The following is a 26,773-nucleotide window of genomic DNA, read 5'->3' as shown; positions in this document are numbered from 1 at the left end:
CGGGCGCGACCGTGGCTTTACGGCGAGGGGAGCGCACCGCGGTTCAATAGGGAAGCCCAGAGCGGTCACGGGTGCCGGAACGTCTTGTGCGTGATCCGCTGGTTGTGCGTCCCCGGTCAGGCGGTTCGGGAGTTCCTCCGATAGATATGCGACAGCGCGGCGGGGTGTGCCCGGGTCGCCATGAGAGAGCGCGGAGCGATCCTCTCCTTCGAACCAATCAGCAACCCGCACACCGCGATCGCGGGAGTCAACCTGATCACGCAAGCGGTAAGTCTGGGGAGCGTCGACACCCTGATCCAGCACCCCGCCTCACTTAGCCACCACATCGCGAACCTGTGCGATCGCGTAGCCGCAGGCATCAACGACCAACTCCTGCGCCTCTCGGTCGGCCTGGAAGACGTCGAGGACCTGTGTCAAGACGCGAACTGGCACTCCCGCCGCGCTGACCCAACCGGGCTGCTGCTCGACTCGAGGCCGTGGGTGGGACAGGCCGGCCCTGGCTGCAGCCGGCCGGACACGTGATTCTGGTCCAGAAGCCCAGTGCACCAAGCACTTCGAGGAAGGACCTGATCATGACGCTTACTGAAAAAACTGCTCTGATCACCGGAGCGACCGCCGGGATCGGTAAGGAGACCGCCCTACTCTTTGCTGCGGCCGGCGCCGACGTGATTGTGTCCGGCCGCGATATCGCCCGCGGGGCCGCCACGGTCGATGCCATCACCCGAGCCGGCGGGAAGGCACGATTCGTCGCAGCCGACCTGACCGATCTCGACTCGCTGCGTGCACTCGCCGATGCGGCCGGCGCGGTGGATGTGCTGGTCAACAACGCCGGCGCACAACCCCTCTCACCGACCGTCTCCCAAGATGTCGACGGGTTCGACACCGCGGTCGCGGTAAACCTGCGAGCCCCCTACTTTCTGACCGCGGCGATCGCACCGAAGATGATCGCCCGCGGCTCGGGCGCCATCGTCAACATCAGCTCGATGACAGCGACGGTCGCCATGCCCGGCTTCTCCGTCTACAGCGCGACGAAAGCGGCACTGGAATCGCTGACCCGCACCTGGGCCGCGGAATTCGGCCCGGCCGGGGTCCGCGTCAACGCGGTATCCCCGGGCTCGACTCGAACCGAAACGGTGCTCACGGCAGTAGCCGAGGTGCTGGGTGAGAGTGGCGAGCAGCAACTTGCCCAGCTCAGCTTGCTCGGCCGGATGGCCGAACCGCGCGAGATCGCCGAGGTGATCCTCTTTCTGGCCAGCGAGCGTTCCAGCTACCTCACCGGAGCCGTGATCGCGGCTGACGCAGGTCGCACCGCGGCCTAGCTGCTACCCAGATGCACTGTCCCCGAAGACATCACACACGAATCGACTCGGATACGAGAGCGCGCAGCCCTGCGCGCACCTCCGCGACGAACTCGGCAGGAGCCTCGTAGGCAGCGAAATGACCACCCCGCTCAGGCCTGCCGTAGTAACGCAGATCGGTATACCGGGTCCGCGCCCAGCGCTCGGACAGCGCCACGTTGTCCGCGGGAAAGCGAGAGTACGCCGAAGCCGCGGGCACCTCCTCGAATCTCCCCACGCTCGACGCGAACGAGTGCCAATACAGCCGGGCCGAGGAGGCGGCCGCGGCACACACCCAATAGACCATCACATTGTCGAGCAGCTCGTCCTTCGTGAAAGAACTCTCCAAGTCATCACCGCAGTCCGACCAGGTCTTGAACTTCTCGACGATCCACGCGAGCTGACCGACCGGCGAATCGGTCAAGCCGTATCCGAGTGTCTGCGGCTTGGTGCCCTGCTCGATCGCGTACCCGCCCTCGGCCACGCTGGAATGCTCGAGCCACGCGAGGTATCGCTGCTCCTCCTCGGTCGGCCCGCCGAGCTCCACGAGCTTCGCCGGGTCGGCAACCGCCCAATTGAGATGGATCCCGATCAGCTTCGCGGGATCGGCCAGCCGCCCGATCGCCGAACTGACCAGCGCTCCCCAGTCGCCGCCCTGTGCTACCCACCGCTCATAGCCGAGCCGGTCCATCAGCTCGATCCAGGCCTGCGCGATCTTCTCGACGTTCCATCCGGTCACCGTCGGCTTGCCGCTCCACCCGTGGCCCGGCAGCGACGGGATCACGAGCTCGAGCGCGTCGGATGCCTTGCCGCCGTGACTGATCGGATCCACGAGCGGATCGATCACCTTGATGAATTCGATCACCGACCCCGGCCAGCCGTGCGTCATGATGCACGGCGTCGCCCCCTCGACAGGTGAACGGACGCGCAGGAAGTGGACGTCGACCCCATCGATCGTCGTCATGAACTGCTCGTAACGGTTCAATTGATCGGCAACGCTCTGCATCTCGTAGGACTGCGCCCAGTACCCGGCAAGCTCCCGCACGTAGGCCAGTGGGATCCCCATCGACCAATCGTCGACGGGCTCCTGCTCCGGCCATCGCGTGCGCGCCAGCCGCTTGTGCAGGTCATCGATCACCGCGTCGCTGATCTCGACGCGGAATGGACGTATCTCGCTCATGTCGCTCCCCGTAAGTAGGTGTCGTCTTTCGGCTTCAGTCGCGCAGGATGCGGATCTGTTGGCAGCCTTCGTGTTCGAGGCTTTCTCCGAGGATGTCCAGCAGTAGTTGCGCGACGTCGTCGCCGCGGCCGGGCCGGGCAAAGAACTCGGTGGTGACGAATGCGCCCATGGCGAAATGCCTTTCTCGGACGGTGCCGCCGCCTGTCACTGCGCTCAGTACGGGGACGGCTGGTTGAAGATGACGGTCAGGCTGGTGATCCTGCCGTCGCGCAGGGCGAAGTAGCTGGTCATGACCAGCACGTCGGGCAGGTTGGTCTTGTCGTAGTCGCCGTCGTACTCGGCGCGCACGATGATGTCGCCGTGGTGGTCGATGACCTCGCGGACCTGCATCGTGACGTGGTCGCCGACGAACTCCTTCGCCATGAACCTGCCGATCGCATCGGCACCCCAGATCTCGCGACGGTTGTCGTTGACGTACGCGTCGGGGGCGAAGGTCGCCACGATGCGTTCGGTATCGAACGCGTTGACCGCGGCGATGTGTTCGGCCACCACGGCGGGCAGAGTGGTTGTCACGCTGGACATTTCGGAGATCCTCTCGATCGGCGGTAAAGCTGTTGTGAGCAGCGGCGGACCATCCTGACTCGTTCCGCCATTGCCCATGCTCAGCGCTCTCACGAGGTGAGGGTCAAGGCCGCGAGGTCGCGTTGACCCTCACACAGCTGGAGGGTTGAGAATGACCCGATGAGCCAAGCGCTGACGATCGGTGACTTCTCCAAGGCGACGCACCTGAGCATCCGAACGCTGCGTCACTACCACCAGATCGGCCTCCTGGAACCGACCGGCGTCGACCCGGACACCGGCTACCGCAGTTACACGACCGAGCAGATCCCGGCAGCTCAGGTGATCCGCCGGTTCCGCGCCTTGGACATGCCGCTCGACGACATCCAGGCCGTGCTGTCCGCGCCCGACCTGCGGACTCGTGACCACCTCATCGCCGCCCACCTCACCCGTATGGAGGCCAGCCTGTCCCGGACACAGCAGGCCGTCGCGTCACTACGCGACCTGCTCGAACACCGGGCCGCACCGGCCACGATCGGGCACCGCAGCGTCCCTGCCACGCCCGCCGCGGCGATCAGCGAAAACATCGACGTCGCCGACGCCCTGCTGTGGTACCCGGGCGCGCTCGGAGAACTGCACGCCACGCTGGCAGCCCAGGGCATCCGAGCGGACGGCGCCGCCGGCGGAATGTTCGCCGACGAACTCTTCGCCGACGAGCACGGCCGCGCGACCATCTTCATTCCATGCCACGGCCGGGTCCGGCCAATGGGCCGCGTCACGCCCACGACCGCGCCCGCCGTCGAACTGGCCACCATCATCCACGCCGGTCCGCACGACGAAATCGACCGCGCCTACGGAACCCTCGGCGCCCACGTCGCCGAGCACGAATTGGCGCTCGACGGACCATTGCGCGAGTACTACCTGGTCGGCCCCGCCGACACCGCCGACGAGGGAGCCTGGCGCACCGAGATCGGCTGGCCGGTCTTCGCCACCGGAACCACCGGCTCGCCGATGTCAGTGTCGTAGCTGCTGATTGCCTATGACGGTCAATAGCTGGAGCTTTCCGTAGCTTTCGGTGCCCGGAGTGGCGGTGAACACCAGCAGTGTCTGCTCCTGGTGGGGGTCGAGCAGCGTCTGGCAGTGCAGCTCGATGATGCCGACCTCGGGGTGCTGGAATCGCTTCTGATCGGTGAATTCGACACCGATTTCGTGATCACCCCACAGCGCGGAGAATTCGGTACTGCAGCGCAGCAGGTGGTCGGCGACCATTGCCGCGCGCGATCCAGGGCCTTTCTCGGCGACGTCGGCGCGCAATTGTGCGGTGTAGATCCGGCTGTGCGCCGCATGATCGCTCCCCGGATACAGGAGCCGTTCGCCAGGATCGGTGAACCATCGATGGACGATGCTGCGCGACAGCCCGGTGAACCGGGTCTGGTCACCGAGAAGCGCACGGGCAGGCGGGGTTTGGCACAGGGTCTCGCCGGGACCGCTCATGATCTGGGCCGGAGTATCGGCGAGCCGGTCGAGCACCCGCAGGAGTCCCGGACTCACGTGATCGCCGCGCAGCGCAAGGTCGGGTGCCCGGTGGTCGGTGAGCAGGAACAGGTGATCTCGTTCGGCCAGCGACAGTCTCAGACCCCGGGCGATGGCCGCGGCCATCTGCGCGGACGGCTGCGGCCCATTGCCGCGTTCGAGGCGTGCGTAGTAGTCGGTGGACATGCCGCACAGCTCGGCGACCTCTTCACGGCGCAACCCACTGGTACGCCGGCGAGGACCCCGCGACAGCCCGACGTCCTCGGGCTGCAGCGCCTGACGGCGGGTGCGCAGGAAGTCAGCGAGCTCGGGCCGATTCACCATGCTCACCACTGTCGCGTGATCGGCCGCCGTTAGCCACGGTCTGCTGATCCACCCCTGAGACCCACCGAGACGCTGACCGCCGATCAGTGGATGAGCACTGCCTTGTCGGCGTGTTCCGCACCGACTGCACTGGATAGCGCTACGAGGTGAAACACCGCGCACAGTAATCGATCCCAACATCAGGGGAGTAATCATCATGACTCGATGGACCACAGCCGACCTACCCGATATGACGGGAAAGACCGTCGTCGTCACCGGAACGCCGGAATCATGGACGTGCCTTTGATCAGAACCGCCGATGGATTCGAATCCCAAATGGCGACAAACTATTTCGCCCATTTCGCCTTGACGAATCTACTACTGCCGCACCTCACCGACCGCGTCGTGACGGTATCTTCACAGCTGCACCGCAGGGGAAACCTACAGTTGGACGACCTCAACTGGCAGACCCGCCGCTACAACGCCCTGAGCGCCTACGACGATTCGAAACTGGCGTTACTGCTGTTCTCCTACGAACTGCAACGCCGCCTCACCGCCGCGGGCAGCCGGCTCCGTTGCATCGTCGCCCACCCCGGCATCGCCACCACCAACCTCGCTGCCCACTCGAGCTCGGGCCGCATCAACAAACTCGGGTTCCTGCTCAACGACCCCGAACACGGCGCCCTGCCTTCGCTGTTCGCAGCCACCGAAGACATCCCCGGCAACTCCTATGTAGGGCCTGACGGCCTCGCCAGCATCAAGGGTTACCCCACCGTCCGAAAGCCCGCCGCGAAGGCCCGCGACAGCCGCACCGCCGCCGCTCTCTGGGACCGCACCGCCCAGCTCACCGGCACCGGCTCACCACTGCACACCGTCGCATGACCCCGCACCGCCGACCACCTGAACCCGAGCACAACTGCAGCGAAGGAACGAAATCATGAAGTACCTCGAGGCCGAGGATCACGCGGATATCTTTGTGCCGCACGCCTACCCGGAGCAGACCGCCGATCTCGGCGAGATCCGGATGAACTACGCCGTGACCGGGGAACCGAATCATCCGGCCCTGCTGCTGATCCCGGCACAAGGCGAGTCCTGGTGGGGATACGAACACGCAATGCCGCTGCTATCCGCCACATTCCAGGTCTTCGCGGTCGACCTACGGGGACAGGGACGCTCCACCTGGACCCCGGGACGGTACACACTCGACAACTTCGGCAATGATCTGGTGCGGTTCCTCCGTGCGGTCATCGGGCGTCCCACGATCGTGAGCGGACTGTCCTCCGGCGGCACCGTGGCGGCGTGGTTGTCGGCCTTCGCCGAACCCGGCCAGATCCGCGCGGCCGTCTACGAGGCCTGGCCGACATGATGCCGAACGACGGCACACCACCATCGACGCTTTCCCAGTCCCTTCGGGAATACGATCCCGAATGGGGGAGGGCGTTCGCGACCGGTACTGCCACCGCCGGATGCGACCATGCGAATATGCTTGCCCACGTCAAGGTCCCGGTGCTGCTCACCCATCACTTCCGCCGTGTCGATGAAACCACGGGCCGGCTGATAGGCGCCATGTCGGACCTGCAAGCCGACCGGGTCCGCGCGCTCGTCACGGCCACCGGCGAGCAAATCACCTACCGATCCTTCCCCGAACAACCGCACGCAATGCACATGGCCGACCCGAAGCTCTACGCGGCAACCGTCACCGAATGGGCCGCGTCATTGGAGTGAACCCGTCCGCCGGCCTTACAGCGACGCGAGCCGCCGGGGGACAGCGCCGGATGACGAAGGCGGATGCTGACGGCATCGGTCAGGGCATGACGACGTGATTCAACTGTGGTCGCCATGCTGCGTGGCGGGGCGCTTAGTTCCCAAGGCGGGCACACCATGTCGGTGCAGCGAACCGAGCCCGACCGGTTGCCGCCGCAATCTGTCGCCCTCGGCCTCGCGCCTCGAATCTGGAGCTGGAATGTGCTCGGTGGTGAATCCGCGTGCCTGTGCAGGGCCGGTGGCGAAATGTCCGATTAGTTGAACGACCGACTTATAGCTACTATCTAGCTATCGCTCTTCCTGGTTGTTAGATCACGAGGATCTCCTTGCGTTGCTGGGAGATTCCCGGGTTATTGGCGTTGTCATTTCGACCGTCGAGTGTGCCCAGCACACTTCCAACAACTCTCTGGGAAGGATCCATGTACGTGTCGGTGTCGGGCGGGTCTGGCATGCCTGTGAACGGGTGTGAGATCCGGCGCCGCAATCACGAGGTGTCGTGGCATGTTTCAGCGGTGCGAGTACCGCGAGCGGAAGCCGGTCATGCCGATCTGGTGAACGGATTACGGGAGCTGCGGGCCCGGATCCTCTACGACCACGGCCGCAGGCCGGACTTCCGCGCAGCGGACGGCTCGCACGTCGATGATCAGGATTTGGATTACGGCGCATGGCATTTCGTTGCCCGCCGCGAACCGGGCGGCCCCCCGCTCGGCTATATCAGGCTGTCGACCCCGGCGACCGGTGACCTGTTCCAGTCCCGGGCCTACCTGGGCGAGGAGGCCTACGAACGACTGCTGCTGAGCGAAGGCGCCGAGCCCGGCGAGACCTTCGAACACAGCCGCCTGGTGGTGGAGCACCGCGCCCGTAAGCTCGGCCTGGGCGTATATCTGAACACGGTCGCCATCGGCGCCGCACATCATCTCGGCGCCAAGATCATGGTCGGCACCTCGGGAACCAAGGACGGCCAGCACCATTTCCACGGGCGCTTCGGATTCCGGCCCGTCGCGGGCACGCGCCGCTACGTCGAGCACTACACCGAAGACGTGGTCCTGCTGGTGCACCGCACCGCGGAGGGCGCCGGCGAATACACCGACCTGGTAGCCGAGATGTGCTCCCAATTCCCGGCATTCGCGGCCGAGCCGCTCACCCTCCCCACCGCGCCGCACCTCGATCACGGCGCCGCCCCGGCGGGCCTGCACCCGGCGCAGGTCCCCGATCGCGAGATATGGCGACCGGTGGTTTTCGAGCCGGTCCATGCCGCGGATTACGCGGCACTGACCGCACTGCTGGAATCCGATGCGGTGCAGGCGGTCCACGACACCATCGATGCCCAGTTGATCGAACTGATCCGATGCCGGGAGCCGGGTCGCCGCTTCGACCCCACCGAACTGGCGGCGAAGGTGGCCGAGCAGCTCGCCGGGACCGAGACCTGGGCCTACGGCACCTGGGTCTGGTATCCCTGGTCGGGCCGACTGGTACACCTGTTGCCCTGCGACGAGTTCCGACTCGTGCGCACCGACCGCAACCGCGAGAAGATCCAGCGCCCGCAGCAACGCCGGCTGCTCGACGCCAGGATCGGCATTGTCGGTCTGTCCGTGGGCAATTCCGCCGCGATCACCTTGGCGCTCGAAGGTGTCGCCGGCGCATTCCGCCTCGCCGACTTCGACGAGCTGAGCCTGTCCAACATGAACCGGCTGCGGGCCGGCGTGCATCATCTCGAGCTCGGCAAAGCGGTCCTGTGCGCACGCCAGCTGTACGAGATCGACCCCTACCTCGACATCGAGATCATGCCGGCCGGGCTCACCGACACCACCATGACCGAGTTCTTCCAGGGCGCCGGAACGCCGATCGATCTGCTGGTCGAGGAGTGCGACACCCCCTACGTCAAGATCGCCGCCCGCGAACATGCTCGCGCCCTGGGCATTCCGGTCGTCATGGACTGCAACGACCGCGGCATGCTGGACATCGAACGATTCGATCTCGAACCGGATCGCCCGCTGCTGCACGGGCGCATCGGCGACCTACGCGCCGCCGATCTGCCGACGCTCACCGATCAGGCCAAGGCCGACCTCATCCTGCAGATGGTCGACCCCGAGCGGATCAGCCCCGCACTCGCCGCCGCATTCGGAGAAATCGGCCGGACCTTGTGCAGCTGGCCACAACTCGCCTCGGATGTGGCGCTGGGCGGAGCCCTCGTCACCGAAGCCGCGCGCCGCATCCTGCTCGGCCTGCCGTGCGAATCGGGACGCTTCTACATCGATCTCGACACGCTCATCGCACCCGAGCACAACACCGCCGCCCTGCCCGCGGGGGTGCCGGCATGACCACCCCGTCAGCGGTGCAGAACCCGCCGCAGGCCGCACTCGCGCGCACAATCCTGCCGATCATGGTGTCGGGCACCGGTATTCACCTGCCCGAGACCATCGTCACCAACGAACAACTCGCCCGCACCCTCGACACCTCCGACGAGTGGATCGTGGCCCGCACCGGCATCCGGGAACGCCGCCGGCTCGCACCCGAGCTGGCCGTCTCCGATATGTGCGTCGAGGCCGCGCGCTCGGCGCTGGACAGCGCGGCAATCGGCGCGGCCGACCTCGACGCCGTCATCATCGCGACCTACACCTACGACCAGCCACTCCCGTCCACGGCGCTGATCGTCAAGGAACAACTCGGCGCACACCGGGCACTACCCCTCGATATCACCCAGGCCGCGTGTGCCAATGGCCTGCAATCGATCCTGCTCGCCGCCCACCTGCTGCAGGGCCGCGCCCGCACGATCCTGGTCGTCGCCGCCGACTGCGCGTCGCGAGTCACCGATCCCCGCGACCGGACCACCGGCGTCTTCTTCGGCGACGCCGCAGGCGCCATCGTGCTGACCCGCACCGAAACACCCGGCGCCGGGCTGCTGTCCTGGGACTTCGGCTCACAACTGTCCTACGACGTGGAGATCCGCGCCGGCGGCTCGCGTCTGCCGACCAGCGACCGCACCGTCGCCGACCGCGACCACTACCTGCGGATGGACGGCCGCGCGGTGTGGTCGGTCGCCACCACCCGTCTGCCACAGAGCATCCGCGCCGCCGCCGACCGGGCGGGCCTGCCGCTCACCGGCATCGATCACTACTTCCTGCATCAAGCCAACCTCAACATCCTCACCGCGGCCATGACCGACCTCGGCATTCCGATGCACCGCGCACCCATCACACTCGACACCCTCGGCAACACCGGCTCGGCCGGCGTCTTCACCGCCCTGCACCAAGCCCACTCACACCACCGCATAGCCCCCGGTGACACGTTCCTACTCTCCGCGATCGGCGCCGGATTCCAATGGGGCACACTGTGTTTCCGCCACGCATGACCCTCGTTCCGGCAACCGGATAGATCACAGCCCGGAACCGATGAGCGACCCGCTCGCCACCGCGCGGCCGGGTCGCTACCGGAGTCGAAGAACCGCAGCAGGTGTCATCGAAAACCGTAGCTACAGCACGAAAATATCCGACCACGCTTGCGCACTACGACCGGACAGTGCATCGAGCAACGTCGTGGCCTGGCCGTCGGTCAATGCGGCGACGAAGTCGATTACCGCACGTCCGCGCGCCAGTTTGCGGATCCCCACCATGCCTTGCGGGATTTCCTCCGTCATCCCGATCAAGGGGTACAAGTCAGTAGATTCCAGCGTGCTGTATTCCTCCTCGGCGCGTTCGATCAAGTCCTGCAGTCGATGTGGTATCCGGTTTGCCTCGTAGCGATCGCCGAGCCAGAGGTCGAGCGCCTCTACCAATGAGGTGATGAGTTGTGCCTGGCCGCGCTGGTGGAGCGCGAGATCCGGTCGCAGCAGCACGAACTGCTTGTGCACGAACTTGAGCACCTGGACTTCATGCCACTGCGCGGGTGCCAGCATCACGTGTCCGGATCGGGCCGGTGGATCCAGGACCGCGCAGATCCCGGACACCAACCGTGTGGTCCAGCCGGCGGAAAACCTGCCGACTGCTTGTTCGGCTTCCGCCGAGCCATCGAACGGCATCGCGAGCAGACCATCGACCAGCTCCGAACACACCCGCGACACCGCAGCCGCGAACGCATCGTCATCCACGATCCATGAATCTCTGTGGTGGAGGCGGCGGCGCAGTAGCTCGAGGGAGTACCCCGGCCGGCGCGACCACTTGGTGAGTTCCGCATCGTCGAGACCGGCGAGTTCCCTTGCACTGGAGCGCCAATGGCCGAGCTCGGCCGCAATAGGCGCGTGCTGCAGCACACCGATATGGTGGAAGTCCTCGAGGTCGTGAATGGCATAGGCGATGTCATCCGCGATGTCCATCACCGAAGCCTCCACGGTCTGTTGCCAATCGGCCAGCTTCTGATTGAACGGTGCCCGCGCCTGTGCCATCTCGTCGAGTTCGGTGATGTACACAGAGAACTTGCTCGACCCCGTACCCGGCGACTCGGGCGGTTCGGACGCGCCCCGTGGCGGATTGTCCATGTGGCGAGGATGCGGGTCGGGAAACGACAGCCGAGTCCACGGATATTTCAGTATCGCCGCGCGAGCTGCCGCGGTCAGGTCGAGTCCAACGCCGCCGGGTCCTCCGGTATCGGTCTTGGTGACAATCCGCAGGCTCTGCGCGTTGCCCTCGAAACCGTCCGGCAGGCCGAACCGGTGCCGCGCGAGCCGATCCAGCACCTGCTCACCGAGATGCCCGAACGGCGGATGACCGAGATCGTGCGCCAGCGCAGCGGCCTCGACCACGTCGGGATCGCAGCCACCGAGGGCGTCCAGCACCGGCACCACCTGATGATCGGCCGTCAGCCGTTCAGCGATCGCCCGCGCCACCTGGGCGACCTTGAGACTGTGGGTCAATCGGTTGTGCAGCAGGTTGGAGCTGCTCGGACTCACCACCTGGGTGACCCCGCCGAGCCTGGCGAAAAACGGCGACGCCACTATCCGATCCCGATCCACCCGATACGGGCTCGCCGCGAGATCAGCAGTCGTCCGGTGAGCCGGATCGACGAGGCCCTCCCACCGCCGAACTTCCCGAGGATTCGCGCAGTCACCGATCATGGCCTCGACCTTACTGTGACGGAGTGGTTGCTGCGTCCGTTGCGACCGGGCGTTCCAACACAGCACACCCCGAGTTCGGATTGGGAGCAGAAAACGGCCCCTTACCAGCAATTTGGTAAGGGGCCGAATCCGTATTCCGGTCCGATGGCTCACATCTTGTGGTGGCCGGAAGTATTCAGCGGGGTGGTCGTCGCTGAGTCTGCTTTGCCGGCCCTCGTCCGACCGCCGCGTTGCTCGGCGCGCGTCGTAGCCGGTTCGCGGGCGTCGAACGCGGCCTCTTCGACCAGGCGCCGGATGTAGCGGAGGGTGTTTCTGGTCAGCGGTCCCTCATGGCCGGTGGTCATTTCCGATCGCCTTGTCCGAATGGCCAGTTCGGCGTGCTCTCGGGAGCCTGCACACCCTGGTTCTGCCGCTTGGTGAGAGTTTGCTGAAGGCTGCCGGGGTAGAGGTACTCGTCGGCGGGTTGTTGGGTTCCGTTGAGCCATGCGTCGAAGAAGCCGTCCAGGTTCACGGAGCTACGCGATTGGATGAACTGGCGGAACTCCGGGATCGAAGCATTACCGAACTTGTGGTCCTGCACGAAATCTCGGACGGCGGTGAAGAAGGTGTCGTCGCCGATGGTGCGGCGCAACGCATGCAGGAACAGGGGGCCGCGGGTGTAGACGGTGGTGAATTCCTTGCCCTTGCCCGGGTCGTACAGCGGAGTCGACCAGATGTCTTTCTGGCCCGCTTTGGCGAGGGCGTCGAGGTAGATCTGGTCGGCATCCTTGTTGTCGGTGCGTTCGGGCCACAGGATGTCGGCGGTGTAGCTGGCGAAGCACTCGTTCAGGCAGACGTCCTTCCACTGCTTGACCGAAACCGAGTCACCCCACCACTGATGCGCGTTCTCGTGAACCACCGTGTTGAGGTCTGTCCACGGAGCGTAAATAGGCCGTGTCTCGGTCTCGAGGGAGAACTTCAGATCGGTGTCGACGTAGATACCGCCGCCGGATTCGAACGGATATGGTCCGTACAGCTGTTCTTCGAAATCGAGGATATCCGGGAGCCGCTTCTCGAGATCCTGCTTCTGCTCGGCCGCGCCCTTGGCGAAGAAGCTCTCCAAAGGTGTTCCGTCGGAACGCTGCTGACTCAGGTGTGTGAACTTGCCGATCGCGACGGTTGTCAGATAGCCGACAATCGGGTTCTTCTCGTCCCAGGTGACGGTGTGCCGGTCGGTGCCGGAAGGGACATCGGAGGTGAGGGTCCCATTCGATGCCACGTCCCAGCCGGTGGGCACGGTCGCGTGCAGGCTGAAGGTGGCCTTGTTCAGCGGCGTGTCGTTGAGCGGGTACCACGTTGTCGCCGAATGCGGTTCACCGGCCGCGAATGCTCCGCCGGACGGCGTATATGTCCAGCCGTTTCCGCCGGTATCGGCCGCGGTTCCGGAGTAATCGACCGTGACCGTGAACGACTGCCCCGAAAGCAGTGGCGCCGAAGGAGTTACGACGAGTTCGTGTTCGCCCTGATGCTGAGAACCCGCGGCCTGACCATTCACGGTGACGGATTGGACCGGGGGACCGGCGAAGTCGAGATTGAACGACGACAGGTCCTGAGTAGCTGTCGCCGTAATAGTGGTCTTGCCGGTCAGGTTATGGGTCGGCGGGTCGTAGTCGATGGCGACGTCGTAGTTGCCAGCTGTATAGCCGCCGTTGCCATCCTGCGGATAGTACGGGTCGCCGGTGCCATCCGAGCCCGGCGACGGGGCGGCCGAGCCCGAATTCGAACCGTCGGCGCCCGTTGACGGCGCCGCCACCGCGGGAGCGCCGGCCGTCAGACTCAGCGCAAGAGCCAATGCGGGCACGACAATCGGCCGCCGCCGCGATCTCGAAACGGCACGGGACGGATTGAGCACATCCGCCGAGCGATCAATCTTCATGGAACACAACTCCTGTGCTGGAAGAGTCGGAAAAGAGCACAATCGTGCGATGCATACCGGAGCCGTGCCTGTGCGTAATCGTCTGTAGAAAAGGCGAATTCGGCGATATGCGTGTAGCTGTTCCAGATTGCCTATCGGCTGACCTTGTTGTCCAGCACACCCGAAGTGGGGACGCGAGTGGGGATCACGAATTCTGGTGCGAGGCCGCACATATCGCCGGACCGGGCGAGGGTGCGGATCGAGACCTCAGCGGTTCTGCTGATGTCCGAGCCAAGCGAGGGCCGCCGCGGTGAAGGTGGTGACACCATGGTCGATCGTGGGTTCGGCGAGCGGCGCGAAGTAAGGCGAGTGGTTCATCGGGATATCGCGGTCGACAGTGCCTTGCTGTTGTGCCGCCGCGACTTTCGCCCGATCCGCACCACCGAAGAACCAGAAACACAGCGGCGCACCGGCGGCCTCGGCAAGGATGCCCACGTCCTCGCTGGCCGGGAAGGCCCCCATCTCCAGGACCTGCTCGACGCCCAGTGCATCGCGCAGCGCTACGCATGTCTTATCCAGCGCCGCAGCATCATTGACGGTGACAGGCAACCGGGTCAGGGTCTCGATCGTCGGCGCCCGGTCCGCACCCGCGGCCTCGGCCTCCGCGCGCACGATCCGCCGCACCGCCTCGAGCACCTTGTCGCGCAGCTCGGGGGAGTAGGTCCGAATGCTGAGGCCGAGTTGGGCCTCATCGGCGATGATGTTCTCCTTGGTACCCGCGTGCAGCGTGCCGACGGTGATGACCGCTTGGTCCGTGGTGGCGATCTCGCGGGACACGATGGTCTGCAGCCGCATCACGGTGGCGGCGGCCATCACGATCGGATCGACGGTCGCCTCGGGACGGGAGCTGTGCCCGCCGCGGCCGTGCAAGGTAATGAGCAAGCTGTCGTTGGCGGAGAGGATCGCGCCCGGCCGGGTCGCCACGGTACCCACCGCGATCGGCAGGACATGCTGTGCCAGCACGACTTCCGGTGTCCCGAAGCGTTCGAACAGTCCGTCGTCGACCATTGCCTGCGCACCGCGGCCGACTTCCTCGCCGGGTTGGAAAACGGCCAGCACGGTGCCGGACCACTGATCACGCGCACTCGCCAGCGCCTCGAGCGTGCCGAGCAGGCAGATGACGTGCATGTCATGGCCGCAGGCGTGCATGATCGGCCGGCCGCTGTCGGGATCGGTGGCAAGGGAGGCATACGGCAATCCGGTCTGTTCCAGCACCGGCAGCGCGTCCATATCCGCGCGCAACGCGACCAGCGGGCCGGGCCCGTTCGCCAGCCGAGCCACGACACCCGTCCCGCCGACACCTTCGGTCACCTCGTAGCCGAGGGACTTCGCGCGCTGAGCGACGATGGCCGCGGTGCGGTGCTCGGCGAAGGATAGTTCGGGATGTGCGTGCAGGTCGCGGTACAGCTCCGTGAGATCGGCGGTGGCCCGGGCGACACGACTGTTGATCGACGGCACAGCGCCAATGATCCACCGCACAAGGCAAAACAGGACGATTTCCCCGTTTTTGTTGCTTCCGAACGAAATAGAACCGCGGCCGGGCGTCTACCACACCCAGAGTTGCCAGCAAACTCGAAGCATGTACCTTGGCCCGAAACCGCTCGTTTCCACGGCTGGAAGGACTACCCTGTGCGGAAAGCTCTTTGCGTGACCAAGCAATCGAAGCGGTGATGGGATGGGCAAAGAAATCCTACTGGACCAGCCACAGACCTCTCGCATATACGACTATTTTCTGGGCGGCAAGGACAACTACGAGGCCGATCGGGTGGCCGCGGAGGAGATCTTGAAGGCCTGGCCGGATATTCGCCTCGCTGCCCGGGTCAATCGCCAGTTCATGCACCGCAGCACCCGGTTCCTGGCCGAGTCCGGGATCCGCCAGTTCCTCGACATCGGCACCGGCATCCCCACCGAACCCAACCTGCACCAGATCGCCCAGGAGACCGCACCGGACTCTCGCGTGGTCTACGTCGACAACGACCCGGTGGTACTGGCACATGCGCGCGCACTCATGGCCGCCAGCGCACAAGGCGCGACGACCTACATCCACGGCGACGTCACCGACCCGAAGTCCATCCTGAACGCCCCGGAACTGACCGAGATCCTCGACCTGACCGAGCCGGTCGGATTGAGCATGATCGCGCTGCTCCACTTCGTCGAGGCCAGCGTCCCCGACATCGTCTCGGCCTTCCTAAACGCCCTCGCCCCCGGCTCCTACCTCGTAATCTGCACCATCACAGCCGATTTCGCCCCCGAGCAGGTATCCGCCGCGCAAGACGTCTACCGCGTCCGCAAGCTCCCCGCACAGGTCCGGACACGCGACGAGGTCACCGCATGGTTCACCGGCCTCGACCTCGTCGACCCGGGCGTCGTGCCACCACACCGCTGGCGACTCGAGGAAACCACCGAGCCTTCTTCATCCTTCGACGCGAAGGTCTCCTGCTACAGCGGCGTAGCCCGCAAGCGCTGATCGAACTGTGCGAGCGCACCAACCTCGCCAAGGACGCCGGCCTCCCGCTCGGCCCACGGAGCCCAGGCGAGCTCAGCCTCGGCATCCCCGCCGAATCCCAGGAGGAGGTAGACAAAATGCTCGCCCTGGTCGAAGCCGTCGGCGGAACCCTGACCGCCCCTGCCCACATGCGCCCGTTCGGCGTCTACTCCGGATACTTCGCCGACCCCGACGGCCACCTCTTCGAGATCGCCTGGGACTCCGGAAGAAACACCGAAGGCTGAGATCTGGAATGCGCGGAATCTCTCGGAAGAGGGTTCCCGTACATGTCCGAGCCTGTCACGCTTGCATTGGTTGCTGCTCGGGTACAGGGCTTTCCGATGCGCGATCCCAGTCCTCAGAGTGAGGCGGTAGGGCAGGACGCCAGGAGGGGCCACGTCGGAGCAGTGCGGTGCGTTGCCGAACAAGCGTAATTTGCTCCCCCCCCCCCCCTACGAATCCTGAGCTTTTCTTGGAGCGTTGGGCTCGGTGACGCCTGTACCGGAGGGTCGGTGTGTCGATCAGAACTCCCTCACACAAGGCGGACGCGGCCATGAGTAGTCCGGTGTCCTCCATGTCGGACATGGCGCTCCACCCGCCGAGTGCGAGCAGTAGGTCCCGCCGCCACATCACACCGGCCGGATGCACCGGCACGCGGTAGTCATCGGAAGTGGTGATCCAAGCGTCCACCAGCGCCCCCCGTTGTAACCTGCCGGGCTCGAGCGGAAGCGGAAAGTCCACCAGCGCACCGGAAGACAAGAGGTCGCGTGCAGGCCCCGCCGCATACCCCGCCGCGGGATGATTCTCCAAAGCCTGTGCCAGCGCCGCGAGTGCGGTCGGCTCGAGTTCATCGTCCGCGTCGAGGTTCTGGATCAACGCGGCGCTCGACCGCCCAAGTGCGACGTTTCGGGTGACGGCCGGGCCCTCCTGCGTGCCGTTGGCGGCTATCTGCACTCTCGAATCGTCCGATGCGCCACAGGCGATCAGGGCGTTGCGCACGGCGGTGCCCTTGCCGTCGCATTGGACCAGCCAACGCCATGCGGTATGGGTCTGCGCGTTCAGTGAAAGCCAGGTCGCGGGAAGGAAATTGGCGTAGGCGCTGTGCGCCGCCGTCACCACATCCACCCGCATACCCGGCGAGTCTGCCAGATCTCGACAGTGTCCGCTACATTGTGGTAAGCCAGTCATCCGGTGCTGTATGTCGTTGACGGACAAGGGGAAAGCGTGGATCACGCGACCATCGAGGCCGCGTTGACGGCCCTGCGCGGGGAACCGTCTCGAGCATTGGATCGTGACTGCGATATTCTTGCGAATCGCCTCGCCGACACCGGGGTCGAGCCGCAGTTCAAGGTCGGTTCGGCGGATTTCGCGGCCGATCCATTCCTGATCTGCGCGGACGCCTACTGGAGACGACGTCACCTCGACGAGCCGACCCTGCGCACCGCGGTCGAGTGCGCGGGCTGGCTGGATGAGCATGTGGACGCCGAATTCCAGCGTGCCATTCGTGAAAAATGGTCCCTGGGGTACGGATTCATCACCCGCGACACAGTGCAGTCGGCGGGCGAGATCGCCGACCTCACCGCCGACGTTCTCGAGGGCCGCGACCCCGACTGCAGCAGAGCATATTTCGCGGTCCTCTACCACGCCGGCAAACTGCGAGCCAACCTCTGCTTCGACGAACTCCATCAGTTCCTGGAATCGTCACCGCTGGCGTGGGCGGCCGGACCGTTTCGCGATGACGCGCTGTTCACCGCCTTGCTCTCGTTTGCGGCGTTCGGGAGCCACCGAATCACCGAGGCGCGTGCGCGAGAGCTGCTCGATCATGCCTGGCACGCCCCCGCCCGCACCTTTGCGGTGATCGATGTGGCGCTCAACGGTTTAGCGGTGAGCGCGCCCTTTCCAGCACAGGGTGAGCTGCTGACATCGCGCGCCGGCGAGGCGCTTGCCGAGTTCCCGGAAGCGTTTCTGTTCCACCAGCGTCTGGCGCTGGGCCGATACCTCCTCGGCGAGCACGACGCGGCGTTGGAGAGCATCGATCGCGCACTGGCCCTGCTGCCCGCCACCGGCTGGCGCAGCAGCCAGAAACTGATACTGGAACAATTCATCACCCAGCGCGAAGCGATCCTCAGCGGCAGAACGGTAGCGCACCTGACCGCCACGGTCGAGCAGCTCTCCGCCGACCAGCGCCGGCAACTGCGACGTCACCGGCAAGCCATGGCCGCGCTGGTCTCCTCGGTGCGCCGCAACATGCTCCGATCCGTCGAGCTGGTCACCTTGTTCGCCGCGATCATCGCATTCGCCGTCGGCTCCCTGAACGTGACATTGAACGGCAACCTTGCACTGCACGACCGGATCTGGATCCTGGTCGTCTCCGGCGGCATGCTCTTGCTCTTCGCCCTGACCGTCGTCGGCGGCACCTGGCTCATCACCCGATCCCTGCCCGACCCCGACATCGAATACGAGGAATGACGAATCACGCCTCCGGTGGTCATCCGGTGATATCGCGTCCTATCAGCTGGCGGGCGATGACCCATTGCAGGACTTCGTTTGCGCCTTCGAAGATTTCGAGGATCTTGGCGTCGCGGTAGATCTCTTCGAGGCGGTAGGTTTCGCCGGTGGCGCTGACCTGCCGGGCGGAGCCGTAGCCGCCGTGGATTTGCAGGGCGTCGCGGGCGAGGTCGTTGGCCAGGCGGGTGGCGTAGGACTTGGCCATGGAGGCTTCGGGTTCGCCGGAGCGGTCGCCGCGGTCCAGGCGTACCGCGGCCTTCTGGTACATGGAGCGGGCGGCTTCGAGTTCGGTGGCGCGTTCGGCGAGTTTGTATTGCCAGTACTGCATTTCGCCGAGTTTGCGGCCGAACAGTTCCCGGCTGCGCAGCCGCTGGACCGCAAGATCGAGGGCCGCCTGGGCGATGCCGACGCCCGCGGCGGCGATGCCGACGCGGCCGGCTGCCAAGGATGCGAGAGCGGTGGCCAGGCCGCGGCCGGGTTCGCCCAGGGCGTGGTCGGCGGGGACGGTGACATGGTCGAAGACGATGTCGGCGGTGATCTGCCCGCGGTGGCCCATCTTGAGGTCCGGGTCACCGACGGTGACGCCGGGGGAGTGCATGTCGACCAGCAGCATGGTGGCATTGTCGGTGTCCCCGTCGCGGCACAGCACGCAGACCCGGTCGGCGACAATGGAATTGGTGATCCAGCGCTTGCGGCCGTTGACGATGAATCCGTCGCCGGTGCGGGTGGCGACGGTCTTCAGTGCGGTCGGGGTGAGGTCGCTCGAAGCATCGGGTTCGGTGGTCGCGAAGGCGAATACCAGCTCGCCGGAGATCAGTCCGGGCAGCACCGCCTCGCGCACGTGCGGCTGGGCGAAGGTCAGGGCACGAGCGTTGAGGATGCACTGACCGTCGTATACCCCTGCCAGGCTGGAGCTTTCGTACGCGATCTCCTCGGTGACCAGGCAGGTGGCGAGCATCCGGTGTTCGAGTCCTGCGCCGAACGGCTTCTCGAACGGCACCGCATACAAGCCCGCGCCCGCCAGCCCCTTGAACGCACTCCACGGGAACGCCTCGACCGATTCCTCGCGCTGCGCGATCTCCCGCGCGACCGGCGCGAGGTGCGTGGCAACCGCGGTGCGGGCCATTGCCCGCACATGCGCGACGTCCTCGGGCAGGAAGACGTCGTGCCAGATGCGGTCGCCGGTGCGGGCCAGGGGGTCGGTCATGAATTCCTTTCGTCCGGAAGTCCACGGTAGGTACCGGTGTCACGAGTTCCGAAGACAGCTACGGTCACAAGATCCGTATTTTCGGCCATGCCCAACTCATCCGCTTGCTCGGCGGCACCTGGCTCATCACCCGATCCCTGCCCGACTCCGACATCGAATACGAGGAATGACTAATTGCGCATCTGGTGGTGATCTCGTAACGAAATCAAGGCCGCCGCCACGCTCGGATACACAGATATCTGTGATGCGCGTCACATGCACTGGCGGTCGAAGTCCTAGCGAATAAGAGTCAGTAATCCGACTGAACGGTTTTACCCAGTCCGAGCCCATGCCTGCGTCACAGATCTCCACCGAAGGAGTGGACATGCTGGAGAAGACGACAAGAATGTTGCTGATTGCCGGGACGGCCGCAGGCGCCGTCGCCGCAGGAGCCGGAACCGCGAACGCCGACGTCACCACCAGTGGTTACGGCATCACCGCGACGGTGTCGCACATGCAGCTGATCCAGACCGCCCTCGGCGACCGCCGGGTTTCCTATCTGCCGGACGACGTCGACTCCGCCGACCCGACATTGCGCATCGACATCACCCGTGAGACCGTAAGCGTCGTAATACGCGACCGTACGGTTCTGGTAACCGACAACATGGTGGCTCCGAGATACCGCCACTCGTTCGGCACCGACTACGAGTGCCGCACCGACCGCGCCAACGCAAACGGATGGGGCCTTCTCGGCCTCGGCTGGCTCCTCACCACCTGCGATTTCGATCCGGTGGACAACAGCTGGTACTACGTCCCCATAGAGCAATTCCCTTATCACGGAAGCTGACTCGACGCGTGTCCGCAAAGTTCGCGGTCAAGGGTCGCGCGTTCGATATCTCAATGGACGCGCGGAGATTCGGACAATGTGGGCAGGTCTACATGGATCGAGAACATCTGTTCGAATCCACGGTTACCGTCTGTTCGTGCCGTCCATCCGACATGAGATTCCGCTGCAGTTGTTGCGCAACCGTCCAGAAGTCGCGCCTCAGATCGCTCGCACGGTGCTCGGCTTGGCGGTGCCGGACCTACCGTGCTGGCGGCCGGGCCCGGAAACGGTCACCTTGTTGTCGCCAGGTGAGTTGCATCTGGATATCGTGCTGGTTGGCACAAAGGCTGTCGATCCGGAGTATGCGATCGTGCATGAAGTCCAGAACTCCTGTGGGGCAACGGAGCTGGAACGGATCGCGCTCAGCTGGCCCGCCTATGTCACCCACGTACGGCAACGGTTGGGGTGTCCAGTGGCGTTGTTGGCATTCTGTCCTGATGAGCCGACCGCTCGGAAGGTCGCGAGTCCCGTCGAAACTGGCCACCCCGATTTCGTGTTCCGGGCTCGTACGTATTGGCCTGGCATGCTGCCCGCGATCACCACTGTTGCCGAGGCGGATCATTGGCCGGAACTGGCGCTGTTGTCGGCACCAGGTCATTTGGGTGATCCCGAGCGGCACGCCGTCCTCTCGATGGTGCTCGAGGCGATGCAAAAACTCGAGCCGGACATGCGGGTCCATTACCATGACTACATCAGCAAATGTGTACCGGCCAGGTACCGGAAAGAGTGGGAGAAGCTCGTGGCCATGGCGATCGAGAACTACCACTGGGAGAGCGATTTTGCGCACGAACACCAGGAGATCGGCCGGGTGGAAGGCCGGGCTCAGGCGTTGGCAGGGTCGGTGCTGCGGATTCTCGAGCGCCGCGGACTGCCTGTCGACGATTCCGTTCGTACGCGGGTGACATCCTGCTCGGACTCCGATCAGCTGACGCGTTGGCTGGATCGGGCGCTCGTTGTGTACTCCGGTGAGCAGATTTTCGAGGGTGACCCGCGCCCGCAGGCTTGAGCGGCCCAGTAGTTCAGGTGTGTGCCGGCTATAGCGGCGCGTCGGTGCGCCGGAACGAACGTGCCGAGTTCGATCACGCCGCATCCTCATTCGCGATCGGCGGGTAGCGGGCGGATCCGACACACGCCGCGCGTGGTGGCCACCACTACGCCGGAGGCGTCAGTACCACCGCGATCTTCCCTCTCGCACACGGCAACATTCCGAAACGAGAGTGGAACCGCATCACCGTCGCCCTCAGACCTGCTCGACCGCGCACCGACCGAGGCTGCCGCACGAGTGTCAACGCATCGGTGATCCACCTCACCCGTTGTCACGTTTTGCCGAGCCGGCTGGTCGACAGAGCAAGACCACGACAACGGTAAGAAAAGAGAAGGTCATGACTCTGCAGGTGACCACCATCATGCTGGCGGTACAGGACATGGAACTGTCCAAGAAGTTTTATGTCGAGCTCGGAGCGAAACTCGGCCAGGACTATCCGCACTTCGCCTCGTTCGAGTTGACCGGTGGTTCGGGGCTGGGCATCTACCCGGTGGAGTCGGCGGCGGCCGATGCTGGAGTGTCGCCGGAGGGCAGCGGATTCCGCGGTGTGTCGTTCCATCACATTGTCGATACCACCGAGCAGGTGGACGACACGATTGCCGCCGCGGTTGCGGCCGGGGGTGCGATCGTCAAACCGGCTGCCGCTGCCCGGTGGGGTGGATACTTCGGCTACATCGCCGATCCCGACGGCTACCTCTGGAAGATCGCCTCGGCTGCCTGATCGGGTGAACCTGTCCGGCACCAGCAGCGAACGCACACCGAAGGCCAGCGGATCGAGATCATCTCGGGCCGTTGGCCTTCGGGCGTCTACGCGGCGGGGTCAGCCGCCACACTGCTGGGCTTGGGCGGAGGTGCAGAACAGTCCGATCTGCTGGTTGTTGACCGACCATTGGATGGTCTGTCCCCAGGATTGTGTCTGTAGCGTGGCCGTCACCGGCTCGCCGACGCTGTAGGCGCCGGTATCAGAGCTGGCGCTGATGGTTCCGCTGGCCACGCTGCCCGAAACCGTGGTCAGGGTGAAGTTCACGGTGCTGCGCGGTACGTTGGCCATCGCACAGCTGGGACAACTGTGGAAGTCCGAATAGTCGAAATGTCCTGTGCCACCGCTGTCGATGACGACATCCTCTCGCATGCCGGACCAGGTCCCGGCGAAAGAGCCCAACCCGGTGTCGGCGCTCGCGGGTACGGCGAAAAGTGCTACGGCGAGCCCGATGCCAACCAATGCGATCCTCATTTTGTGTCCTTACCGATCAGAACGAACGTCCGGCCGTCACTTGGTCGCATCAGGGTGGTGAGAGTGTGGCGGTGCATCCAGTGTGAGCGCAATGCCGGCGCTGGACCATGGGCTGAAGTCCGGCATCGGAGGGGCTTTGGGTAGTCGCTCGACTGGCGGGAGAGGTCAATCGAGCGGCAGCAGAGCCCGAAACTCGCTGCCCATCAGGCCGGCTCGATGATCTACCCAAGACCTACTTGCCTGTCGCCATCAGCTGATTCCAGGTGCTGAGGGTGGCGTCGAAGTCGGGGATTCGGCTGGCGGCAGCTTGATAGCACTCGGCGGCCTCGTCGATGCGGCCGAGGCGGTGCAGAGCTGTGTAGCGGATCAGCATGTTGTAGGTGTGGGCGACCGCGCCGGTGCGGGCGGAGTCGCGAGTGGCTTCGGCGCGTTCGGCTTGTTCGGCGGCTTGGGCGAGTCTGCCCGCGGTGAGGTGGGCCATGGCGGCTCGGGCGTGGACGGCGGATTCGAAACGCGTATTGCCCGCGCGGCGAGCCGTGGACAGAGCGACGTCGAACAGGCGGGTGCTGAGCTCGCCGTCGCCCTGCCGGCTCATCACCCAGGCTGCCTCGGTCAACGCGAAGACGACATTGCGGCGGGTGCCCGCATGGCTGCCGCCGACCACGGCGCGCGCGGCGGCCGCGAGCGCGTCACGGTTGCGACCGGCAGCCGAATTCGCTTGTGCCAGCCATGCATACGCCATGCGCACGCATTCCGGGCTGCCCCCGCGGCGGTGGAGGGCCAGGGCGGTCGAGAAATGTGTCAGCGCGCGGGCCGGGTCACCTTCGTGGAGAGCGAGAGTGCCCGCCATACCATGGGCCGAGGCGCCGATCCATGGATCGGCGGCGGGATCGACCTCATTCAGTAGGCGCTGGACCTGACCGCTCGCGCGCTGCGGCTCGCCGAACTCGGCGACCTGCGCGAACACCAATGCCAGGCGAGTGCGGCAGGCGCCCAGCGCATTACCGTCGGCCTCGGCGCCACGGATGAGCTCCTCGAGCGCCCTTTCGATATCGACCGTGGCATCACCGGCGAGCGTCGTCTCGGCTACCAGCAGGGCCAGATCGGTGGCGAGAGCGCGATGTTGGGGCCGCCCCGCCGCAGCCAGCCGGTACAGCGTCACCAGATTGCGGCGCTCGATGTTGAGGAAGTCCCGGGTAGCGTCGAGGTCGGCCAGCCGTGCGCCTGGATGCGCGGTCGGTGCCAGTCTCAGACGCAGTCCCGGATGTCTAACGCGCAGCACGGTTTTCATGGTGGCGAGGTAGTAATCCAGCAATCGCATGGTCACGTCGACATCGGCGTTGTCGCCGCGGCAGCGCAGCGCGAACAGGCGCATGAGGTCGTGATAGTGGTAGCGCCCGCGCCCGACTGTCTCGAGCATGCCGCGGTCCACCAGCTCCTCGCAGAGGTCCTCGGCCAGCCGCTCGGTGGTGTCGAGCACGGCGGCTGTGGCAGCCAAAGGCATATCCGGTAGATCAGCCATCGCGAGTAGCCGGAACGCGCGGGCCGTGGCCGACGGCAACTGCTCGTATCCCGCCTGGAATGCCTTGGTCAAAGTCAGATCACCCGTACGGAAACGATCCAGATCATGCCGCGAGGTGGCAAGGAGGTCGGCCTCGGACCGAATAGTCCACTGCGGCCGGGCCGCCACCCGCGCCGCCATGATCCGAACCGCGATGGGGAGCAGGCCACACAGCTCCACTATGTCGCGGGTCGCGTCGGGTTCGGCGGCCACGCGCTGGGCGCCGGCGATGCGCGTGAACAGTGCCACGGCCTCGTCAGGTTCGAACACCTGCAGCGCGGTCGGATGCACACCGGGCAGCGCTGTGAGCGGACGCCGTGCGGTCACCAATACCGCGCAGCCGGGTTCGCCGGGGAGCAGCGGTAGGACTTGGGCCGTATCGCACGCGTTGTCGAGTACCAGCAGCATGCGTCGGCCGCTGATGGCAGACCGGAACAACGCCGCCCGCTCGGCGATGGAAACCGGGATGTCTCTGTCTCGCACGCCCAATGCCCGCAGGAATGCGCCGAGCACATGCTCGGGTTCGGCGGGCTCGGCGCCGGCGCCATACAGATCCGCATAGAGCTGGCCATCGGGATACTGACCCCGAAGCCGATGCGCCACATGCAAAGCCAGTGCCGTCTTGCCGACACCGCCCATGCCGGAGATGCTCACAATCGATGTGGCAGTGTCCACGAGCCAGGCGCACAGTCCCTCGGCAAGCTCCTGACGGCCGGTGAAATCGGCTGTGTCCGGAGGTAATTGGGCCGGGGTAGGGGCGATTGCGGCAACCGGGGTGGTGACGACCGACAAGACAGGAAGATCGTCGGCGAGAATCTGCTGGTGCAGCTTCAGCAGTGCCGGGCCGGGTTCGATGCCCTGCTCGGCGACGAGCAGTCGCCGAATGCGTTGGTATTCCTCGAGCGCCTCGATACGCCGCCCCGCCCGATACAACGCGGTGATCATCAGCCCGCGCAGCCGCTCACTGTGTGGATCGCTGGTGATCAAGGCTTCCAGGTCGGCGATAGCGCGCGAATAATCGCCACGCTCCACGGCAAGGTCGACGAGGTCTTCCCACAGCGACTGACGCATCCGCCGCAGCCGCGCACGTTCGGCGGCGGCCCATGGTCCCGGCACGCCACTGAGCGGATCACCACGCCACTCGCGGAGCGTCGCTCGAAGCGCCGTGTCGGCCTGCTCGCGGAGGTGAGCTGCGCGACCTCGAGCGACCTCGGCGCGGTGCCGCTCCACCCGGTCGACATCCAGTTCGAGGGGACCCTTGAGTTGGTACCCGCCCGGCTCCGAGCACAACTCGACGGTTCCTGGCCGTGTGGCCAGGCATTTGCGCAGCGCGTAGGCGTAATTGCGCAGAGACCCGACCGCAGAACGGGGGCGGTCGACACCCCAGATGCCATCTACCAGCTCTTCGGCCGACACCGTGCGCCCGCGGGCACAGGCCAGCATTACCAGCGCGGCTTGCTGCTGGGGCGGCATCGGCGAGGTGGGCACCCCATCCGAGATCAATTCGACCGGTCCGAGAACCGACAGTTGCCAAGAAATTGCGATCCACCTCATCGAGCCGCGGGCCGCTGCCGGGCGCGGAAGCTGCCGTTCTTCCCGTCATCGTTTCATGTCGGGTGTCCGAGCTGCGACTCAGCATGCACCGCTATCCCCGCGCGCGAGCGTCTCACATGCTCCGAGCCTCGCCGAGGCGTGTTCAGGCACTGCCGAACATGGACGGTGCCGGTGCGTTATAGCTGTCGCGATGCCACTGCCACTGCCCGTCGCGGTCATTCTGTTGCCAGTGACCGTTGGAGTTGTCGCAGTCGCTCCATTCCCAATTCCCGCGATTCTGCTGCCACATCATGTTTCCGGTGTGGTCGCAATCGTTCTGCCACCTACCGTCGTTGTTGTTGTAATCGGCAGGTGTCACTGTCGCGGCGTTTGCGGATACGGCGATCAAGCCGAATGGCATTGCCGCGAACGCCCCGGTGATGAGAAGTATGGCGAGTTTGCGGCCTGTGATGCCGCTGATTGACGTGATATTCATGTCGTTCGATCCTTGGTATCGATATCAGCGCGGTCTGCGAGTTCGGAACTACCCGAAACCCGGTGCCGTCCAGATGTTTTCGATGATTTTGTCATTGCCTCGCCGCAACGTGCGCGCGCGTCAGCTCGTGGCTGCCGCAGTGTCGTCGGCGCTTTGATAT

The 26,773-nt window shown here is 65.3% G+C and carries 27 protein-coding genes; 14 read left to right on the top strand and 13 right to left on the bottom strand.

Translation table 11 applies throughout. From position 1 onward, the window contains the following. The first annotated feature begins 180 nt into the window (after positions 1-180). Together ACIP5Y_RS23935 and ACIP5Y_RS23930 are read left to right on the top strand one after the other, a co-directional pair. A complete protein-coding gene (locus ACIP5Y_RS23935) occupies positions 181-522 on the top strand; it encodes a PLP-dependent transferase (RefSeq protein WP_400352862.1) in 342 nt (113 codons plus the stop codon). Positions 523-572: 50 nt separating this feature from the next. Further along, a complete protein-coding gene (locus ACIP5Y_RS23930) occupies positions 573-1,319 on the top strand; it encodes an SDR family NAD(P)-dependent oxidoreductase (protein ID WP_400352860.1) in 747 nt (248 codons plus the stop codon). A gap of 31 nt (positions 1,320-1,350) precedes the next feature. On the opposite strand, the gene ACIP5Y_RS23925 is transcribed toward ACIP5Y_RS23930, so the two are convergent. The 3 genes from ACIP5Y_RS23925 to ACIP5Y_RS23915 are packed head-to-tail and all read right to left on the bottom strand — an operon-like array spanning position 1,351 to position 3,099. Continuing rightward, positions 1,351-2,517, bottom strand: coding sequence for an epoxide hydrolase family protein (locus ACIP5Y_RS23925; protein WP_400353880.1), 1,167 nt, complete (start codon positions 2,515-2,517; stop codon positions 1,351-1,353). A 34-nt stretch (positions 2,518-2,551) separates the two neighbouring features. Then, the gene (locus ACIP5Y_RS23920) at positions 2,552-2,686 is read right to left on the bottom strand and encodes a hypothetical protein (RefSeq protein WP_400353910.1); all 135 of its coding nucleotides are present in this window, start codon (positions 2,684-2,686) and stop codon (positions 2,552-2,554) included. Between the two features lie 44 nt (positions 2,687-2,730). After that, positions 2,731-3,099 (bottom strand): nuclear transport factor 2 family protein, encoded by a 369-nt coding sequence (locus ACIP5Y_RS23915; protein WP_400352858.1) that lies wholly within the window; start codon positions 3,097-3,099, stop codon positions 2,731-2,733. A 159-nt stretch (positions 3,100-3,258) separates the two neighbouring features. Here ACIP5Y_RS23915 and ACIP5Y_RS23910 point away from each other — a divergent pair, with 159 nt between their 5' ends. Further along, positions 3,259-4,101 carry a MerR family transcriptional regulator gene (locus ACIP5Y_RS23910; RefSeq protein ID WP_400352857.1) on the top strand — a complete coding sequence of 281 codons (843 nt, stop codon included), beginning with the start codon at positions 3,259-3,261 and terminating at the stop codon, positions 4,099-4,101. Here the strand turns inward: ACIP5Y_RS23910 and ACIP5Y_RS23905 are convergent. Beyond that, positions 4,090-4,932, bottom strand: a complete 843-nt coding sequence (locus ACIP5Y_RS23905; RefSeq protein ID WP_400352855.1) for a helix-turn-helix transcriptional regulator — start codon at positions 4,930-4,932, stop codon at positions 4,090-4,092. The genes ACIP5Y_RS23910 and ACIP5Y_RS23905 overlap by 12 nt on opposite strands. 315 nt (positions 4,933-5,247) lie before the next feature. Here ACIP5Y_RS23905 and ACIP5Y_RS23900 point away from each other — a divergent pair, with 315 nt between their 5' ends. From ACIP5Y_RS23900 to ACIP5Y_RS23880, 5 genes are all read left to right on the top strand, one after another. Then, on the top strand, positions 5,248-5,793 hold the full coding sequence (locus tag ACIP5Y_RS23900; protein ID WP_400352853.1) for a hypothetical protein: 546 nt from the start codon (positions 5,248-5,250) through the stop codon (positions 5,791-5,793). Between the two features lie 55 nt (positions 5,794-5,848). Next, positions 5,849-6,277, top strand: coding sequence for an alpha/beta fold hydrolase (locus ACIP5Y_RS23895; RefSeq protein ID WP_400352852.1), 429 nt, complete (start codon positions 5,849-5,851; stop codon positions 6,275-6,277). Next, positions 6,274-6,636 carry a hypothetical protein gene (locus ACIP5Y_RS23890; RefSeq protein ID WP_400352850.1) on the top strand — a complete coding sequence of 121 codons (363 nt, stop codon included), beginning with the start codon at positions 6,274-6,276 and terminating at the stop codon, positions 6,634-6,636. The genes ACIP5Y_RS23895 and ACIP5Y_RS23890 overlap by 4 nt, the downstream gene beginning before the upstream one ends. Before the next feature lie 551 nt (positions 6,637-7,187). Beyond that, positions 7,188-8,996: a ThiF family adenylyltransferase gene (locus ACIP5Y_RS23885; RefSeq protein ID WP_400352848.1), complete on the top strand. Its 1,809-nt coding sequence runs from the start codon at positions 7,188-7,190 to the stop codon at positions 8,994-8,996. After that, positions 8,993-10,027 carry a 3-oxoacyl-ACP synthase III family protein gene (locus tag ACIP5Y_RS23880; protein ID WP_400352846.1) on the top strand — a complete coding sequence of 345 codons (1,035 nt, stop codon included), beginning with the start codon at positions 8,993-8,995 and terminating at the stop codon, positions 10,025-10,027. The genes ACIP5Y_RS23885 and ACIP5Y_RS23880 overlap by 4 nt, the downstream gene beginning before the upstream one ends. A 120-nt stretch (positions 10,028-10,147) precedes the next feature. Here ACIP5Y_RS23880 and ACIP5Y_RS23875 read toward each other — a convergent pair whose 3' ends face one another. From ACIP5Y_RS23875 to ACIP5Y_RS23860, 4 genes are all read right to left on the bottom strand, one after another. Then, positions 10,148-11,725, bottom strand: coding sequence for a deoxyguanosinetriphosphate triphosphohydrolase family protein (locus ACIP5Y_RS23875; protein WP_400352844.1), 1,578 nt, complete (start codon positions 11,723-11,725; stop codon positions 10,148-10,150). Positions 11,726-11,874: 149 nt separating this feature from the next. Further along, a complete protein-coding gene (locus tag ACIP5Y_RS23870) occupies positions 11,875-12,069 on the bottom strand; it encodes a hypothetical protein (protein WP_400352842.1) in 195 nt (64 codons plus the stop codon). Beyond that, positions 12,066-13,640 (bottom strand): M1 family metallopeptidase, encoded by a 1,575-nt coding sequence (locus ACIP5Y_RS23865; RefSeq protein WP_400352840.1) that lies wholly within the window; start codon positions 13,638-13,640, stop codon positions 12,066-12,068. Before ACIP5Y_RS23865 ends, ACIP5Y_RS23870 begins: the two co-directional genes overlap by 4 nt. A gap of 246 nt (positions 13,641-13,886) precedes the next feature. Next, positions 13,887-15,137: an amidohydrolase gene (locus ACIP5Y_RS23860; RefSeq protein WP_400352837.1), complete on the bottom strand. Its 1,251-nt coding sequence runs from the start codon at positions 15,135-15,137 to the stop codon at positions 13,887-13,889. 217 nt (positions 15,138-15,354) lie between these two features. On the opposite strand from ACIP5Y_RS23860, the gene ACIP5Y_RS23855 reads away from it, so the two are divergent. Both ACIP5Y_RS23855 and ACIP5Y_RS23850 read left to right on the top strand, forming a co-directional pair. After that, a complete protein-coding gene (locus ACIP5Y_RS23855) occupies positions 15,355-16,146 on the top strand; it encodes an SAM-dependent methyltransferase (protein ID WP_400352835.1) in 792 nt (263 codons plus the stop codon). A 116-nt stretch (positions 16,147-16,262) separates the two neighbouring features. Beyond that, entirely contained in the window at positions 16,263-16,409 is a 147-nt protein-coding gene (locus ACIP5Y_RS23850; protein WP_400352833.1) for a hypothetical protein, read from the top strand. A 55-nt stretch (positions 16,410-16,464) separates the two neighbouring features. On the opposite strand, the gene ACIP5Y_RS23845 is transcribed toward ACIP5Y_RS23850, so the two are convergent. Further along, positions 16,465-17,295: a glycosyltransferase gene (locus tag ACIP5Y_RS23845; RefSeq protein WP_400352831.1), complete on the bottom strand. Its 831-nt coding sequence runs from the start codon at positions 17,293-17,295 to the stop codon at positions 16,465-16,467. A gap of 93 nt (positions 17,296-17,388) precedes the next feature. Between ACIP5Y_RS23845 and ACIP5Y_RS23840 the strand changes: the two genes are divergently transcribed. Then, positions 17,389-18,633 carry a hypothetical protein gene (locus ACIP5Y_RS23840; RefSeq protein WP_400352830.1) on the top strand — a complete coding sequence of 415 codons (1,245 nt, stop codon included), beginning with the start codon at positions 17,389-17,391 and terminating at the stop codon, positions 18,631-18,633. Between the two features lie 19 nt (positions 18,634-18,652). Here the strand turns inward: ACIP5Y_RS23840 and ACIP5Y_RS23835 are convergent, their stop codons facing one another. Further along, entirely contained in the window at positions 18,653-19,879 is a 1,227-nt protein-coding gene (locus ACIP5Y_RS23835) for an acyl-CoA dehydrogenase family protein (RefSeq protein ID WP_400352828.1), read from the bottom strand. 364 nt (positions 19,880-20,243) lie between these two features. Between ACIP5Y_RS23835 and ACIP5Y_RS23830 the strand changes: the two genes are divergently transcribed. The 3 genes from ACIP5Y_RS23830 (at position 20,244) to ACIP5Y_RS23820 (ending at position 22,510) form a co-directional block, all read left to right on the top strand. Next, a complete protein-coding gene (locus ACIP5Y_RS23830) occupies positions 20,244-20,705 on the top strand; it encodes a hypothetical protein (protein ID WP_400352826.1) in 462 nt (153 codons plus the stop codon). 136 nt (positions 20,706-20,841) lie between these two features. Continuing rightward, positions 20,842-21,750 (top strand): hypothetical protein, encoded by a 909-nt coding sequence (locus ACIP5Y_RS23825; protein ID WP_400352824.1) that lies wholly within the window; start codon positions 20,842-20,844, stop codon positions 21,748-21,750. A 376-nt stretch (positions 21,751-22,126) separates the two neighbouring features. Further along, a complete protein-coding gene (locus tag ACIP5Y_RS23820) occupies positions 22,127-22,510 on the top strand; it encodes a VOC family protein (RefSeq protein ID WP_400352822.1) in 384 nt (127 codons plus the stop codon). Positions 22,511-22,609: 99 nt separating this feature from the next. Here the strand turns inward: ACIP5Y_RS23820 and ACIP5Y_RS23815 are convergent, their stop codons facing one another. The 3 genes from ACIP5Y_RS23815 to ACIP5Y_RS23805 all read right to left on the bottom strand — a co-directional run bounded on the left by ACIP5Y_RS23815 (position 22,610) and on the right by ACIP5Y_RS23805 (position 26,613). After that, positions 22,610-23,023, bottom strand: coding sequence for a hypothetical protein (locus ACIP5Y_RS23815; protein ID WP_400352820.1), 414 nt, complete (start codon positions 23,021-23,023; stop codon positions 22,610-22,612). Between the two features lie 232 nt (positions 23,024-23,255). Beyond that, positions 23,256-26,057 carry a BTAD domain-containing putative transcriptional regulator gene (locus tag ACIP5Y_RS23810; RefSeq protein ID WP_400352818.1) on the bottom strand — a complete coding sequence of 934 codons (2,802 nt, stop codon included), beginning with the start codon at positions 26,055-26,057 and terminating at the stop codon, positions 23,256-23,258. Positions 26,058-26,280: 223 nt separating this feature from the next. Continuing rightward, positions 26,281-26,613, bottom strand: coding sequence for a hypothetical protein (locus tag ACIP5Y_RS23805; RefSeq protein ID WP_400352816.1), 333 nt, complete (start codon positions 26,611-26,613; stop codon positions 26,281-26,283). Positions 26,614-26,773 lie beyond the last annotated feature (160 nt).

Source organism: Nocardia sp. NPDC088792 (assembly GCF_044750615.1).
Taxonomy (GTDB): domain Bacteria; phylum Actinomycetota; class Actinomycetes; order Mycobacteriales; family Mycobacteriaceae; genus Nocardia.
Note: the sequence above shows the minus strand (reverse complement) of the source record. Positions and strands in the feature narration are given on the sequence as shown.

Coding starts and splice junctions, on each gene's coding strand:
- ACIP5Y_RS23935 (WP_400352862.1), top strand. CDS start 181: ATGAGAGAGCGCGGAGCGATCCTCTCCTTCGAACCAATCAGCAACCCG.
- ACIP5Y_RS23930 (WP_400352860.1), top strand. CDS start 573: ATGACGCTTACTGAAAAAACTGCTCTGATCACCGGAGCGACCGCCGGG.
- ACIP5Y_RS23925 (WP_400353880.1), bottom strand. CDS start 2,517: ATGAGCGAGATACGTCCATTCCGCGTCGAGATCAGCGACGCGGTGATC.
- ACIP5Y_RS23920 (WP_400353910.1), bottom strand. CDS start 2,686: ATGGGCGCATTCGTCACCACCGAGTTCTTTGCCCGGCCCGGCCGCGGC.
- ACIP5Y_RS23915 (WP_400352858.1), bottom strand. CDS start 3,099: ATGTCCAGCGTGACAACCACTCTGCCCGCCGTGGTGGCCGAACACATC.
- ACIP5Y_RS23910 (WP_400352857.1), top strand. CDS start 3,259: ATGAGCCAAGCGCTGACGATCGGTGACTTCTCCAAGGCGACGCACCTG.
- ACIP5Y_RS23905 (WP_400352855.1), bottom strand. CDS start 4,932: ATGGTGAATCGGCCCGAGCTCGCTGACTTCCTGCGCACCCGCCGTCAG.
- ACIP5Y_RS23900 (WP_400352853.1), top strand. CDS start 5,248: ATGGCGACAAACTATTTCGCCCATTTCGCCTTGACGAATCTACTACTG.
- ACIP5Y_RS23895 (WP_400352852.1), top strand. CDS start 5,849: ATGAAGTACCTCGAGGCCGAGGATCACGCGGATATCTTTGTGCCGCAC.
- ACIP5Y_RS23890 (WP_400352850.1), top strand. CDS start 6,274: ATGATGCCGAACGACGGCACACCACCATCGACGCTTTCCCAGTCCCTT.
- ACIP5Y_RS23880 (WP_400352846.1), top strand. CDS start 8,993: ATGACCACCCCGTCAGCGGTGCAGAACCCGCCGCAGGCCGCACTCGCG.
- ACIP5Y_RS23875 (WP_400352844.1), bottom strand. CDS start 11,725: ATGATCGGTGACTGCGCGAATCCTCGGGAAGTTCGGCGGTGGGAGGGC.
- ACIP5Y_RS23870 (WP_400352842.1), bottom strand. CDS start 12,069: ATGACCACCGGCCATGAGGGACCGCTGACCAGAAACACCCTCCGCTAC.
- ACIP5Y_RS23865 (WP_400352840.1), bottom strand. CDS start 13,640: ATGAAGATTGATCGCTCGGCGGATGTGCTCAATCCGTCCCGTGCCGTT.
- ACIP5Y_RS23855 (WP_400352835.1), top strand. CDS start 15,355: ATGGGCAAAGAAATCCTACTGGACCAGCCACAGACCTCTCGCATATAC.
- ACIP5Y_RS23850 (WP_400352833.1), top strand. CDS start 16,263: ATGCTCGCCCTGGTCGAAGCCGTCGGCGGAACCCTGACCGCCCCTGCC.
- ACIP5Y_RS23845 (WP_400352831.1), bottom strand. CDS start 17,295: ATGCGGGTGGATGTGGTGACGGCGGCGCACAGCGCCTACGCCAATTTC.
- ACIP5Y_RS23835 (WP_400352828.1), bottom strand. CDS start 19,879: ATGACCGACCCCCTGGCCCGCACCGGCGACCGCATCTGGCACGACGTC.
- ACIP5Y_RS23830 (WP_400352826.1), top strand. CDS start 20,244: ATGCTGGAGAAGACGACAAGAATGTTGCTGATTGCCGGGACGGCCGCA.
- ACIP5Y_RS23820 (WP_400352822.1), top strand. CDS start 22,127: ATGACTCTGCAGGTGACCACCATCATGCTGGCGGTACAGGACATGGAA.
- ACIP5Y_RS23815 (WP_400352820.1), bottom strand. CDS start 23,023: ATGAGGATCGCATTGGTTGGCATCGGGCTCGCCGTAGCACTTTTCGCC.
- ACIP5Y_RS23810 (WP_400352818.1), bottom strand. CDS start 26,057: ATGCCGCCCCAGCAGCAAGCCGCGCTGGTAATGCTGGCCTGTGCCCGC.
- ACIP5Y_RS23805 (WP_400352816.1), bottom strand. CDS start 26,613: ATGAATATCACGTCAATCAGCGGCATCACAGGCCGCAAACTCGCCATA.